A 13262-nucleotide genomic window follows, 5' to 3' on the forward strand; every position below is an offset into this window, starting at 1 on the left:
CCGCTTGGCGGGGCCATCCTCCCTCAAGAGAACAGGAGCGCGGCATGCGCATCAAGATCACCAAGGGCGGCATCTTCGGCGCCAAGGGCGAAATCGAGATCGGGACGGAAATCGATCTGGACCAGGAGCCGACCGGCTGGGCTGGCCGCTATGAGGTCATCTCGTCGGGCGGCAAGGGCAAGACCCTCGTGACCAACCCGGCGGAACCCCAAGACCTGAAGGCGGTCCACCACGGCGGCGGCAAGTTCAACATCGTCGACGGCGATGAGGTGCTGGTCGCCGGCTTGACCAAGGCGGATGCCGATGCCTTCAACGGCCTCAGCGACGAGGACAAGAAGGCCTACGTCGACGCGAACAAGCAGGGCTGAGCATGGCCGGTTACGGGACCGACGAGGACTTCCAGGCCTACGCCGAGGAAGCCGGGCAGACGGTGCCGACGGCCGGCCTTGCTGCCCTCCGCCAACGCGGTAGCGCCTACATCGATGGGCTCTATGGCGCGCGGTTCTCCGGCGTCCCTACGGCCGGTGTGCAACAGGAGCGGGCATGGCCCCGGAGTGGCGCAATGGCGTTCTGCCAGAGCATCGCTTCTGACCTGGTCCCCCTCCGAGTTGAGCAGGCCAGCTATGAGGCCGCGCTCATCGAGGCCCGGAGCCCCGGCTCCCTCTCCATCGTCGTCGATCCATCCAAGCGGGTGAAGCGTCAGAAGGTCGAGGGCATCGAACGTGAGTTTTTCGATCCGGGCGCGGGTCTGGACGGCAGTTCGATCGGCCCGGTCTCCTCGGTCATCGACGGCCTGCTGGCGCCGCTACTCACCCCCGAGCCGGCGAATATTGGCCTGTGGAGCATCGGATGACCGACGGCTTCTACGAGCAGATGCGGGGTGTGGCGACCGAACTGCTGGGAGAGTTCCAGCAGGGCGTGGTCCAACTCGTCCGCGTCACCCCGGGCGCCCCGGATCCAGCCACGCCATGGGAGCCGGGCGCGCCGACCCAGACGACCTATGATCTGAAGGCCACCGTCACCCGAGAGCATCAGCGGTACGAGAATGGTGTGCTCATTGTCGAAACCGGGGACATGGTGATGTTCGCCGTCCCCGAGATCACGCCGGTGCTGACGGACAAGCTCGTGATCGACGGTGCCGCACGGTCCATCACCAACCTCACGCCCATTCCCGCCGCCGGCGTTCCGGTCGCGTGGAAGGCGTGGTGTGCGGGATAGCCGATGGCTCGTCGTTCCGATCGAGATCTCATCGAAGGCCTGCTGGCCACCCAGGAAGATGCCGTGCGCGCGGCGTTCATGGAGGCCATCGCCGACATCGTGAACACCGTCGTGCTCAAGATCGTCGTCGAACGGCTGGAGCGCGGCGATATCGAGGGCGCGCTGCAGGCCCTGCAATTGGACGCGGCCGCATTTTCCAAGCTCGAGCTGCGGCTGGCCGACGCCTACAACTCGGGCGGCATGGCGACGGTCGGGAGCATGCCGAAGGTCCGCGATCCGCAAGGGGGTAGGGTCGTCTTCCGGTTCGGCGTTCGCAACCTGGAGGCCGAAACCTGGCTCCGCGAGCATTCCTCCGCCTTGATTACGGCCATCTTGGATGATCAGCGTGTTGCCATCCGGCTCGCTCTCAGCGAGGGCTTGGCAGAGGGGCAGAACCCGCGCGCAACCGCCTTGAACGTCGTCGGCCGCGTCAACCGCGTCACCGGGCGGCGCGAGGGCGGGATCATCGGCATCACGTCGGCGCAGGAGCGGTATGTCGCCAACGCCAGGCAGGAACTGGTGTCGGGCGACCCGGCGCAGTTGCGCGCCTATCTCGGGCGCGAGCGCCGTGACAAGCGCTTCGATCGGACGATCCTGGGGGCGATCAAATCGGGCAAGCCGCTGGACGCCGAGATGATCACCCGCATCGTGGGGCGCTACAGCGACCGGCTGCTCGAACTGCGCGGCGAATTCCTCGCCCGCACCGAGACCATGATGGCCCTGAGCAAGGGGCGGGACGACGCCATTCGGCAGCAGATCGAGGCGGGCAAGATCCGCGTCGAGGACGTCACGAAGATCTGGCGGTCGGCCGGTGACAACCGGGTGCGCCACACGCATCGGGCGCTGAACGGCAAGAAGGTCCCGATGGAGGGTGTGTTTCAGTCGCCGTCGGGCGCCGTGCTCCGGTTCCCCTGCGACCCTCGTGCCCCGATCTCCGAGATCAGCGGCTGCCGGTGCGTCGTGAGCTATGACATCGACTATTTCGCCTCAGTCGTGGAGCGGTTCAAAGCCGAGGCTGCGTGATGGCCAACCTCACATTCGCGACCCAGGTCGCCGATTGGGTGAGGAAGGTGAAGGGCGCCGAGGAGGCCGTGTTCAAGGCCAGCGTGCAGGAGCTTGCTGCCCGGGTGCAGACCACCCGGAACGCAGGCGGTCGCATGCGCGTCGCCACCGGCATGCTCCGATCTTCCCTGATGGCCTCGACCTCTGCCATGCCGCTCATCGACCCGAAGAAGGTGCCGGTGAAAGGGCAGACCTATTCCTATGACGCTGGCGTGATCGAGGCGGTGATCGCCGGCTCCGAACTCGGCGACACGATCTATCTCGGCTACACGGCCGCCTATGCAGCGCATCGCGAATACGGCGCGCGCGGGCAGACGCCAGACGCATTCGTCAGAACCGCAGCACAGCAGTGGCCGGAGATCGTGGACGGCAAGGCGGCCGAGCTTAAGAGCCGTCTGGGCCTGTGACGCCCGGCACCTGGTCGGATCCGCTTTCGGACGCGACCAGCAAGGCGAGGGCGAGGCCGGATAGCGCCTGGCGCGCGGCCTTTAGGGCTGTGTCGGCGCGAACGGTTGAACCGGGGGCATTGCCCAGCGCGCGGCGCGCCTCGGTCAGAAGATCATGGGCCTGATTGTCGCTGAGCGGCTTCATACGAGGAATCTATCAGCATGGTTGTGGCCACGGTAGAGGGCAACATCGAGCAGGCACTGTTCGCGCGGCTCGCTGCCTTCGTGCATTCGCCGGCCCTGCCGGTGGCGTGGCCCAACGTCTCGCTGAACCCGAAGCCAGCCAGCTATCTCCGGGCCTCGCATCTCCCGAACACCAACCGGCGCCTGTTCCTCGGCTCAGCGGAGCCTCACCAGCGGATCGGGCTGCTGCAGGTGGATGTCTTCACCCCGCTCAACGCAGGTGCCTCAGCGGCCACGGAAATCGCCGGCAAGGTGGCAGCGCACTTCCAGCCTGACATGCCGATGCGGTCGGGCGGCATCACGACCCGAGTCACCAAGGCGCCAGACGTCGGGCCGGCGCTCGCCGACGACACGCACTGGCAGGTGCCGGTGACCGTCGCCTACGAAGTCTTCGCATAGCCACCGGCCAGCCGGCCCATCCACCCGCCACTACGATCCAAGGAGATCCCGCCATGGCGAATACCAACAAGGGCCGGAAGGTCTTCATCTGCACGACGCCCCAGCCATCTACCCTCAACCAGAGCCAGTTCGCGGCGCTGACCTATGTCGAGGTGAGCAATGTCGGTGCCGTCGGCGAGTCCGGCACGAACACCAACATCGTCAGCTATGACGAGCTGGCCACCGAGGTCACCCAGAAGCAGAAGGGCATCTCGAACGCGGGCGACCCGACGATCGAGTGCGCGCGCAACCCGACGGACCCCGGCCAGGTAGCGCTCCGCGCCGCCGGCAAGACGAAGCTGCTCTATGCCGTCAAGTTCGAGGACGCCGACGCCCCGGACGCGAACTCGACCAACACGGTCTATTACAATCGCGGCCTCGTCACTGGCCCCACGCGGCCCAATGGTCGGAACGAGGATTTCATCCTCGAGGTCTTCACGCTCGGTCTGGTCCAGACCGAAATCGTCGTCGACCCGACCTCGCTCGTCGCACCTGCCAACAGCCTGAAGCCTTCCATCGCCGGCGTGCTCACACAGGGCGAGACCCTGACGGCCATCCCCGGCGTGTGGTCTGGCAACCCGGCCTTCGCCTACCAGTGGAAGCGCGACGGGACGAACATCTCGGGCGCCACGAACGCGACCTACACGCTGGTCGCAGGGGACGCCACGAAGGCGATCTCCGTCGCGGTCACCGGCACGAACGGCGCCGGCAATGCCACGGCGACCTCCGCCGCCACGGCCAACGTCACCTAAGCGCACGACCCCCTCTCGGAGAACAGCATGGATATCCTGGCAATCCAGCCGAGCACGATCACCATCGACATCAAGCACCCGGCGTCGGGCGAGCCGATCGGTCTCCAGATCGAATGCGTCAGCCTCGAGGACGATCGGGTCAAGGTCGTCGAACGGGCTATCAAGAACAAGGCCCTCCGGGGTGGCCGGAACTCGATGACGGCCGAGAAGATCGAGGACAATACGGTCGACCTTCTCGCGGCGGCTATCGTCGGATGGAAGTGGGACGACGGCCTGTCCCTCGGCGAGCTCAAGAACCCGCCGCTCACGAAAGTGAACGTCGTCAAGCTCCTCGAGGTCGGTTGGCTGGCGAAGCAGATCGACACGGCGCTCGGAGATGAAGCCGCTTTTTTCGCGAACTAGGGCCGCTGCTCGTCTCGCACGTTGAGGCGCATGTTCGGCTGAACTTCGCGGATGACAGCGGCGAGACGCGCCGGCAACGGCTGGCCCGGTTCGGACTGCCGGTGGAAGAGCCCGATCCTCTGGACCCGGACTTCTCCTACCTCTTCGACTGGTTTTGGAGCATGCGGGCCGGGCTCTCGGCGGGTCTCAATGGCGCCGAGCCGCTCTCCATGACGGAGATGGCGCACTGGATGACGCTCACCGGCGACATCCTGAGGCGCGAAGAGATCCGAATCATCCGATCCATGGACGATGCCTACCTCGCCGCGGTGGCCAAGGAACGGGCAGAGGCCGCAGAGCGGTCGCCTAAGGGGATATGACATGGCCAATGTTGCGACACTCGGCCTTGCCGTGGACAGCTCCGGCGTTCAGAAGGGCGCCAACGATCTCAACGACCTCACGAATGCTGCAAAGAAGGCCGAAGGCGCATCCGGGGTACTGAAGGCCGCGTTTGCTCGACTAGAGGCTTCACTTGCCTCCATAGAGCAGGCCGTTAGGGGCGTGGAGACGGCTGTTCTCGGAATGGGGAAGGGCGTGTCGACGGCAGAGAGCCGGGTCGTCAATCTAGGTGCGACCACGGGTCGAGCTACCGGCCAGCTCCAGCAGATGATCGTGACCGGCGCCAACGTCTCTGTCACGTTCGGAAAGCTGGACGCCGCCGTTACGCAGGCAGCAACTGCCATCACCAGGGAAGGGGCCGCTGCGGTTAGCGCTGCCGGATCGGCCGAAGTCCTGGAAAGGGCCCTCACCAGTGAGGCGGCCGCGGCGGCAAAGGCCACCAAGGCGCTGAGCGGCCACGCAGTCGCCGCCAACTCCAATGTGAAGGCGGCGTCGAATCTGAACACCGCCAACATCGCCGCCCAGTTCCAGGACATTGCCGTCTCTGCTCAGGCGGGCATGGGCGCTATGCAGATCGGCCTGCAGCAGGGCACGCAGCTCGCGGCCGTGATCTCCACCATGGAGCGCCCGCTGCATGGTCTGGCGGCCGGGTTTGCATCGGTGTTCTCGCCGATCAATCTGGCCGTGATCTCTCTGACTGCTCTGGCGGCCGCCGGCTTGCAGATGGTCGACTGGGCCAAGCTGGGCTCGACGGTCCTGCGCACGCTGGCGGCGGCAATCCAGCCGATCGCGCCTTACGCCGTCGCTGCCGCCGCCGGCCTCGCGCTTCTGTACGGCCCGGCGATGGTTGCCGGCGTCGTCCAGTTGATCGCCCTCATGGCGCGCCTCGCCGTAACCGCGACTGTTGCGGCTGCTGCCATGGCGGCCGCCAACCCGGCCGCGGCGCTGATCCTCGGCCTGGTGGCCGCCGTTGCCGCCGCGAACATCTTCCGCGACGAGCTGACCCAGATCTTCGGCGTCGACATCGTCGGCGTGGCCAAGACAGCCGCCAACTACGTCCTGAACTCGTTCACGGCCGCCTATGAGGACCTGAAGTTCATCTGGGGCAACTTCGGCGACATCATGGGCGCGGCCGTCGTCGGCGGCGTGAATCTGGCCATCGACGGCATCAACAAGCTCATCTCTGGCGCCGGCGCGAGCATCGACTGGCTGATCAACAAGATCAATGCCATCCCGGGTGTCGACGTCGCGAAGGTCGGCAGCAGCCTGCAGCTCGATCGTCTGGCAAACCCCGCTGCTGATCGACTTGCATCCGCCAACGCTGCGCACAAGTCCAGCATCGACCAGATCATGTCCCGGGATACGATCGGAGACTTCGGCGCGGGCATCGCGAAGGGGGCATCGGCCGCGACGGCAAAGCTCAAGGAACTAGCCGCCGGGCTCACGGCGGTTGACGAGAAGACCAAGAAGAAGGCCCGAGGCGGCAAGACCGACGGCGAGCGGTTTGAGGACATCGTCCGGGATGCCGATGCCAGGATCGCGTCGCTTCGCGCGGAACAGGCTGGCATTGGCCTATCGGCGGATGCGACCGCGCGGCTTCGCTATGAGCAGGAGCTGCTGAACCGGGCCACCCAGGCCGGGCTGACGCTTGATCCGGCCCAGATCTCTGTCCTGAAGGAGAAGGCCGCCGCCATGGCCTCTCTCGAGGTCGAGACCAGCAAGCTGCGCGATGCCTACGATTTCGCAAAAGGGACGTTCCAGGGTTTCTTCCAGGACATCCGATCCGGCATCGCTGACGGGAAGGGGCTTTGGTCCTCACTGGCTGATGCCGCGCTGAACGCTCTCGATCGTATCAGCCAGAAGCTCGTCGACATGGCGACCGACCAACTGTTCGCCAGCCTTTGGGGCAACCTCGCCGGCGTGATTGGTGGAGGTGGCGGCGGCTTCATGTCGATCGGCGGGACAGGTGGCATGTTCGCAAACGGCGCGGCATTCGCCGGCGGTCGGGTCACGGCCTTCGCCAATGGTGGGGTGGTCAACACGCCGACCGTGTTCCCGATGGCAAAGGGGATGGGCCTGATGGGCGAGGCTGGCCCCGAAGCTGTGATGCCGCTCCGGCGCCTGCCGGGCGGCCGCCTCGGTGTCGAGAGCACCGGACGGGGCGGCGGTTCGAACGTCATCAGCTTCGCGCCAGTAACGACCATCACGGTCCAGGGCAATGCCGACAAAGACACCATTTCACAGCTCAAGGCCGAACTCGACCGCCGGGACCGCGCGCTGAAGGAGCAGATCCCCGGCCTGGTCACCAAGGCGCAGGTCCGCGGGCAGTTCCAGGGGCGCGGCTGATGGCGAATACGGACCTGATGGCCGCACTCGTCATCACAAGCGGCAAGTTCGCGCTGAGCTATGGACAGGAGACATCCGGCCAGGCCGACGGCACGATCCGGGTCGCTGACCTGCGCTCACCGCTCTGGACGATGGAGGCGCAGTGCTCGACGCTCACGCTCGACCAGTTGCTCGACATCGAAACCCTGATCGACCAGGTGGGCGGGTCTCGTGGCAGCTTCTATGCCTGGGACCGGATGCGCCCCTATCCGAAGCTCGATCCTGACGGCGTGCTGCTCGGTGCCAGCGCGGTCAAGATTCACAGCCTCGGCGCCGATGGCCGCAGCCTGTCGCTGAAGGGGCTTCCTGCCGGCTATGTGCTGTCGCGTGGCGACTATCTGTCGTTCGACTTCGGTTCCGCCCGTCGGGCTCTGCACCGGATCGCAGCTGCTTCGGCTGTGGCGAACGGGAGCGGCGTGACCCCGGAATTCGAGGTCGTGCCGAACCTACGCGCGGGTGCAGCGACGAATGCTGATGTCGCCCTGAAACGGCCGGCGGCTGAGATGCGGCTGGTTCCCGGGTCCTTTGATGGCAATGGCGATGGCGTCATTGGTTCAATCTCCCTGCAAGCCGTGCAGGTGGTCTGATGCGTGACGTCGATTCTGCCGAACTGGCCGTGATCCAGGCAGGCACTGTCGTTGCTCGCACGCTGGTGTCCCTGACGGTCAAGAACCGGCTGACCGGCAACCCGGTCTCGCTGGGCTTCTGGATGGACGCCGGACCCGGCGCCTTCAATGTCGTCAACCCGCGCACCGGCGCGACAGAGGCGCGGTCGTTTCTCGGCGATGCGCTGATCAGCGTTGGCGAGATCCCGCTGATCTCCGACATCTCGGTGCGCGAGGTCGAGGTGGTGCTGGCGGCTATCGACGACAGCGTCCAGGAGGCCGTCCGGACCTATGACGCGCGCAATGCGCCGATCGAGATCCACCGCGTCTATCTCGACCCGGTGACGATGGCGCAGGTGGCGCCGGCGCGCTGCCGCTTCCTCGGCCAGGTGGACACGGCGCCGATCGAGACGGCGGCCGAGGGCGGCGCTTCCACCGTGACGTTCTCCTGCACGTCGACCACGCAGGAACTGCGCCGCAAGAACCCCGACGTCGCCTCGCATGAGAGCCAGATCCTGCGCAAGGCGGATGACGACTTCTATCGCGATACCGGCGTTGCCGGTGAGTGGACGCTGTTCTGGGGCAAGAAGCAGGAAAAGGCTGGTCAACGATGAACCCGATCCAGCGTCGCGATGATTGGCGGCCCGCCCTGCATGAGGCGATCGAGACGAGCCGGCGCGAGCCGTTCCAATGGGGCGAGCGCGATTGCGCCCTGTTCGTTGCCGACTGCGTCAAGGCGATGACCGGGCTCGATCTCGGCTTCGGCTTCCGCGGTGGCTATGACGATGCAGTCGGCGCCATGAAGGCGATCCGACGCGCCGGCTTCCAGGACCTGCCCGCTGTGGCCGCGAGCTTCTTCGAAGAGATCCACCCGGTGCGCGCCGCCGTCGGCGACATCGCAGCGATCGAGACGGCCGAGGGCTGGTCGCTCGGCATCTATGGCGGCCCGCGCGTCACCGTGCTGCGGCCGGATGGCTTGGGCAGTGTCGATCGGTCCATGGTGACCAAAGCGTTCCGGGTTCCCTGACATGCAATTCATCGCTGCGATTCTTGTCGCGCTGGCGCTTCTCGCCGGCGCGATTGAGCCTGCCCAGGCCCTGCCGATCGGCGCCGCGATTGCCGGCTTCATTGGCCTGACCGGCACGCTCGCGACCGTCGTCGCTGCCGGCATCAATCTCGCTGTCGGGCTGGGCTTGTCCTACCTGTCGCAGACCCTGTTCGGCAAAAAGCCGCAGCAGGGCGTCGGGGGCATGTCCGGCAAGCTGCAGAGCGGCGGCGCCGTGCCGCGCAGTTTCATCCTCGGCCGCGCCATGACCGGTGGGAAGCTGGTCTATGCCGGCACCTGGGGCGAGATCGACAATACGCCGAACGCCTATCTGTCGATGGTCATCGCGCTTTCGGACCTGCCGGTGCAGGGCCTGGCCGAGATCTGGGTTGGCGGCGAAAAGGTGACCTGGGACCCGAACGCCACGCCTGGCGGCATCGGCATCGCGATCCCTGAATATCGCAATGACAACAAGAACCACCTGATGGTGCGCTTCTACGATGGTCGCCAGACCGCTGCCGACAGCCTGATGGTCGAGAAGTTCGCAGGCTCGGCGCACCCTTATCTCAACACGCGGGTCGGCAAAGGCGTCGCCTATGTCGTCATGACGGCGCGGCTCAACGACAAGCTCTGGTCGGGCCTGCCGCAGTACAAGTTCGTCGTGGACGGCATCCCGCTCTATGACTGGCGCGCGGACAGTTCGGCCGGCGGCGATGGTGCCCAGCGCTGGACCGATCCGGCGACCTGGACGGGCTCTTCCGACAATCCGATCGTCCATGCCTACAACATCGTTCGTGGCCTGCGCTTCGATGGCAAATGGTTCTTCGGCGCCCAGACGGTCTCGGCCGCTCAGCTTCCGCTGTCGGTCTGGACCGCGGCGGCGAATGAGTGCGACCAGCTGGTTGCCGCCATCGGCTCGGGAACGGAGAAGCAGTTTCGCGCCGCCGGCGAGATCACGCTCGACGCATTCCCGTCCGACGTTCTGTCGGAACTGATGAAGGCCTGCAACGGTCGTCTCGCTGAGGTCGGCGGGGTCTACAAGCCCCATGTCGGCGCTGCCGGCTCCGCGGTCTTCGCCTTCACCGATGCCGATATCCTGACCTCGGACAAGCAGTCGCTGGAGCCGTTCCCGTCGCTCGACCAGGCCGTCAACGCTGTCACGGCGAAGTATATCGAGCCCGGCGAGGGCTGGGTGCAGAAGGATGCGCCACCGCTCTACTCGCTGACGCTCGAGGCGGACGATGGCGGGCGCCGGCAGGCAGTTGATGTCGACTATGCGCTCGTCTTCTCGGGGACGCAGGTGCAGCGGCTGATGAAGTCGGCGCGGGATGAATCGCGCCGGTTCCGCCGTCACAACCTGCCCATGCCGTCCTACTGCTCGATCTTCGAGCCGAACGACTTCGTGTCCTGGTCGAGCGACCGGAACCGCTATACGAACAAGCTCTGGCGGATTGATGCCGTGCAGGATCTCCCGACCCTGAACAGCGGCTGGACGCTGACCGAAGTCGATCCGAGCGACTACAACCCTGGCGCCCTGACGCCGATCGTCATCGCGCCGACGCTCAACCTGCCGCCTGCCTCGCAGATCATCATCGACTGGTCGGCGACGCCGGTGACCATTGCCGGTGACGCGGGCGGCCAGCGCGCCGGCATCCGGCTGGCATGGGACCCGAATGTCGACGACGTCGACGGCGTGCAGTTCGAGATCCGGCTGGCTGTCGACGGCACGGTCATCCTGCAGAGCGAGACCGACCGATACGATGCGGGCTCGATCCTGATCTCGCAGAACATCCTCGGCCGGACCCAGTATCAGGCCCGCGGTCGCTATAGACCCGGCTCGCCGCGCGACACCTCCTGGTCGGGATGGCTCAATGTCCTGACGCCGGACATCGACGAAGGGCTGACGGCGCAGCAGAAGTACGAACTGGCGCTGATCACCAATGACGCGCAGGGCTCGCTGCAGGCCCTACAAGACCGACTGCGGGATCTGGTTGAGCAGGCGGCGCTGACGGCAGCGGAAGAGGCTGGGCAGGGCTTTCTCCAGCGGCAATCGATACGGCAGAGCGTGGCGGCCTTCAGCGGCAACATCTCCGCCGCGGTGATGCGGATCACGGAAGCCTATATCGAGGGCGACGCAGCGCTGGCCTCGGACATCCTCGCGCTTGCGGCGTCGAGCGACGCAAACCAGGCCGCGATCTTGAGCGAAGCAACGGCCCGCGCCGATGGCGACAGTGCTCTGGCGGAAACCGTCACGGCCGTGCAGGCGATCGCAGAGCAGGGGACCGCCAGTGGCTTCGTCAAGTTTGAGGCGGTCTCTGCGCCGGTCGGGGTCACCGCCCGATTCCAGATCTACCTCAACGTTGGAACCGTCGGGACGCCCAGCTGGCGCGACGCCGGCTTCATACTGGAGATCGTCGACGGGGTGGCGCGCTGCTTCATCAAGGCGGACCAGTTCGTCATCGGCGACGCTACGACCGGTGTCATCCCGTTCTCGGTCCAGGGAGGCGGGCTGGTCGCGCAGAAGATGAAGCTGCAGTCGTCCAATAGCGTCGTGCAGCTCGACCTCAGCAATGACAGCCTCATCTTCACGGAGCCCTGATGGTCGCCACACGCCGCCTCTTCGCAGGCGCTCTGACGCCTGGCGACTACCGCGCCCGCATTTCGAAGCCGGGCTTCGATGCCTCCGACCCGAACCTAGGCAGGGAGAACATCGATCTCGATACGGCTTGGCCGTTTGCTGGCAACATACACGCCGTTGCCAGCTACCGGTCGCAGCAGGTGGCCGCAAACCAGAACCCGACGACGCCGCATCCCGTCACCATCAATTTCCCGGCGCTGCCCTTTGTGCCGTGCGTCAAAATCTTCATTTCCGGAACGAACGGCCAGGTCATAAACTGGCGCATCGACGTAGGCCCGAATGCACCTGGCGCCGGGTCGCTCACCTATGAGGCGTTCAACAACCGGGTCGTTGTCTATGCCCAGTCCGGGCAGTTCCGCGGCGGCTACTACATCACTGCCGTCGTCTTCAAGATCCCGGCGCGGGATCTCGGCATCATCGGCAATGACCCGCACCCGCTGGCGCGGATGATGATGGGCAAGCGCGGCTCCGACTACGGGCTCTACGTTTCGCGTCCTGGGTTCGATGTTCGAACCTGCTCCAAGGCACAGATGGCCTTTAGTTCGGATGACACCTACGCTGTCGTGAACGCAACCTATGCGCCGGCATCCAGCCGCAAGGGGGTGGCGGACAGCCCAACCGCCAACGTCTATACGGTGCTCAATTTTACGTACACCTGGAAGGGCTACTATCCGATCATCTTCTTTTTCGGGACGTTCAACGCTGCAGCGAATGATCAGCTGTACACGCTTCCGTCCGACAAGGAGGTGAACACATATGGCGGTGCCTATCCGATGTCGGGCTTCATCACCTCACCGTCGCCGGGAGCGGGAGAGGTCTGGATCCGCCGATGGGGCAACGAAGCCTGGGGCAACGTCTCTATCATCGTCCTTGATGTCCCTGCTCCGTCGGATTGATCCATGCCAACCAAACGCGGACACCTGGGCAAGCGCGGCTCAAGCTTCGTCATCCAGTTTTCCAAGCCCGGCTTTGATGTCGACACCGCGCCTCCCGAAGGTCTCGTGTTTGACAGCACGACCAAGCGGCTCCGGCCGCTGCTTTCTGGCCTCGCTATGAACCGGCCCACCGGCGCCACCAACATCCCTTTGCCAAAGACGTTCCTTGGCCTGCCGCTGATCTTCGTCGACATGTTCTACGGCACGGATGGCGTCCGGGGCCCGGGGCGGGGGTTCGAGGTGACGTATTACCGAGGGCGGAACTACTTCACGATCAACAACAGCACCGCCGGCGCGTCGTTCTCCTACAGCGTCTTCGACAATGAGATCACCTGATGAAGCTCTTTTATCATGATGAGGATGGCAGGCTGATCGGCCAGCTGCTGAGTGCTGCGACACCGGAAGAGCTAGAAGATCTCCGCTCCCGCAGCATCCTGTTCGTCGAGGTTCCGGACAACGCACCCTTTGTGGGGCACTACGCCTTGGATGGTCAGTTGGTCGCTCAACCCGTCGCGCCGATCGCCATCAACCGCACCGAGATCCCCGCCGACAAGCGCAGCAAGGTCAAGATCACGGGTCTGCCGGTGCCATGCGTCGTGCAGATCGATGACCAGTCCGTGACGGTCGAGGACGGCCTGCTCGATCTGACCGCCGAGATGCCGGCGACCTATTGGATCGTCTTCGACCAGTTCCCGTACATGCCCTGGTCGGCCGAGATCACGGCCACCTAGCCGGA

General features: G+C 65.4%; 18 protein-coding genes. 17 read left to right on the forward strand and 1 reads right to left on the reverse strand.

All coding sequences use genetic code 11. From position 1 onward, the window contains the following. Positions 1-44: 44 nt before the first annotated feature. Genes ACHMWQ_RS07715 through ACHMWQ_RS07735 form a run of 5 tightly spaced genes read left to right on the forward strand, consistent with a single transcriptional unit; the run spans position 45 to position 2726 of the window. Positions 45-368, forward strand: coding sequence for a hypothetical protein (locus tag ACHMWQ_RS07715; protein ID WP_396306991.1), 324 nt, complete (start codon positions 45-47; stop codon positions 366-368). 2 nt (positions 369-370) lie between these two features. Then, on the forward strand, positions 371-853 hold the full coding sequence (locus ACHMWQ_RS07720) for a DnaT-like ssDNA-binding protein (RefSeq protein WP_396306992.1): 483 nt from the start codon (positions 371-373) through the stop codon (positions 851-853). After that, positions 850-1218 (forward strand): hypothetical protein, encoded by a 369-nt coding sequence (locus ACHMWQ_RS07725; RefSeq protein WP_396306993.1) that lies wholly within the window; start codon positions 850-852, stop codon positions 1216-1218. Before ACHMWQ_RS07720 ends, ACHMWQ_RS07725 begins: the two co-directional genes overlap by 4 nt. Positions 1219-1221: 3 nt before the next feature. Then, on the forward strand, positions 1222-2280 hold the full coding sequence (locus ACHMWQ_RS07730; protein ID WP_396306994.1) for a phage minor head protein: 1059 nt from the start codon (positions 1222-1224) through the stop codon (positions 2278-2280). Further along, entirely contained in the window at positions 2280-2726 is a 447-nt protein-coding gene (locus tag ACHMWQ_RS07735; RefSeq protein ID WP_396306995.1) for an HK97 gp10 family phage protein, read from the forward strand. The genes ACHMWQ_RS07730 and ACHMWQ_RS07735 overlap by 1 nt, the downstream gene beginning before the upstream one ends. Here the strand turns inward: ACHMWQ_RS07735 and ACHMWQ_RS07740 are convergent. Then, the gene (locus ACHMWQ_RS07740; protein ID WP_396306996.1) at positions 2704-2910 is read right to left on the reverse strand and encodes a hypothetical protein; all 207 of its coding nucleotides are present in this window, start codon (positions 2908-2910) and stop codon (positions 2704-2706) included. The two genes, ACHMWQ_RS07735 and ACHMWQ_RS07740, sit on opposite strands and share 23 nt — an antisense overlap. 17 nt (positions 2911-2927) lie before the next feature. On the opposite strand from ACHMWQ_RS07740, the gene ACHMWQ_RS07745 reads away from it, so the two are divergent. The 12 genes from ACHMWQ_RS07745 to ACHMWQ_RS07800 all read left to right on the forward strand — a co-directional run bounded on the left by ACHMWQ_RS07745 (position 2928) and on the right by ACHMWQ_RS07800 (position 13257). Then, positions 2928-3347 carry a DUF4128 domain-containing protein gene (locus tag ACHMWQ_RS07745; protein WP_396306997.1) on the forward strand — a complete coding sequence of 140 codons (420 nt, stop codon included), beginning with the start codon at positions 2928-2930 and terminating at the stop codon, positions 3345-3347. Positions 3348-3400: 53 nt separating this feature from the next. Continuing rightward, positions 3401-4138: a hypothetical protein gene (locus tag ACHMWQ_RS07750; RefSeq protein WP_396306998.1), complete on the forward strand. Its 738-nt coding sequence runs from the start codon at positions 3401-3403 to the stop codon at positions 4136-4138. Between the two features lie 27 nt (positions 4139-4165). Continuing rightward, the gene (locus ACHMWQ_RS07755) at positions 4166-4540 is read left to right on the forward strand and encodes a hypothetical protein (protein WP_396306999.1); all 375 of its coding nucleotides are present in this window, start codon (positions 4166-4168) and stop codon (positions 4538-4540) included. Between the two features lie 101 nt (positions 4541-4641). Then, entirely contained in the window at positions 4642-4899 is a 258-nt protein-coding gene (locus ACHMWQ_RS07760) for a hypothetical protein (RefSeq protein ID WP_396307000.1), read from the forward strand. 1 nt (position 4900) lies between these two features. Continuing rightward, positions 4901-7264, forward strand: coding sequence for a phage tail tape-measure protein (locus ACHMWQ_RS07765; RefSeq protein WP_396307001.1), 2364 nt, complete (start codon positions 4901-4903; stop codon positions 7262-7264). Beyond that, the gene (locus tag ACHMWQ_RS07770) at positions 7264-7890 is read left to right on the forward strand and encodes a hypothetical protein (protein ID WP_396307002.1); all 627 of its coding nucleotides are present in this window, start codon (positions 7264-7266) and stop codon (positions 7888-7890) included. The genes ACHMWQ_RS07765 and ACHMWQ_RS07770 overlap by 1 nt, the downstream gene beginning before the upstream one ends. Next, entirely contained in the window at positions 7890-8522 is a 633-nt protein-coding gene (locus ACHMWQ_RS07775) for a hypothetical protein (RefSeq protein ID WP_396307003.1), read from the forward strand. The genes ACHMWQ_RS07770 and ACHMWQ_RS07775 overlap by 1 nt, the downstream gene beginning before the upstream one ends. Further along, entirely contained in the window at positions 8519-8935 is a 417-nt protein-coding gene (locus ACHMWQ_RS07780) for a DUF6950 family protein (protein WP_396307004.1), read from the forward strand. The genes ACHMWQ_RS07775 and ACHMWQ_RS07780 overlap by 4 nt, the downstream gene beginning before the upstream one ends. A gap of 1 nt (position 8936) precedes the next feature. After that, on the forward strand, positions 8937-11552 hold the full coding sequence (locus ACHMWQ_RS07785) for a phage tail protein (protein WP_396307005.1): 2616 nt from the start codon (positions 8937-8939) through the stop codon (positions 11550-11552). Beyond that, complete coding sequence (locus ACHMWQ_RS07790) at positions 11552-12487, forward strand: hypothetical protein (RefSeq protein ID WP_396307006.1); 936 nt, start codon at positions 11552-11554, stop codon at positions 12485-12487. Before ACHMWQ_RS07785 ends, ACHMWQ_RS07790 begins: the two co-directional genes overlap by 1 nt. 3 nt (positions 12488-12490) lie before the next feature. Further along, positions 12491-12862 carry a hypothetical protein gene (locus ACHMWQ_RS07795; RefSeq protein ID WP_396307007.1) on the forward strand — a complete coding sequence of 124 codons (372 nt, stop codon included), beginning with the start codon at positions 12491-12493 and terminating at the stop codon, positions 12860-12862. Further along, positions 12862-13257, forward strand: a complete 396-nt coding sequence (locus tag ACHMWQ_RS07800; RefSeq protein ID WP_396307008.1) for a hypothetical protein — start codon at positions 12862-12864, stop codon at positions 13255-13257. Before ACHMWQ_RS07795 ends, ACHMWQ_RS07800 begins: the two co-directional genes overlap by 1 nt. Positions 13258-13262 lie beyond the last annotated feature (5 nt).

The organism is Kaistia sp. UC242_56, from assembly GCF_044452255.1.
GTDB classification, from domain to species: Bacteria; Pseudomonadota; Alphaproteobacteria; order Rhizobiales; family Kaistiaceae; genus Kaistia; species Kaistia defluvii_A.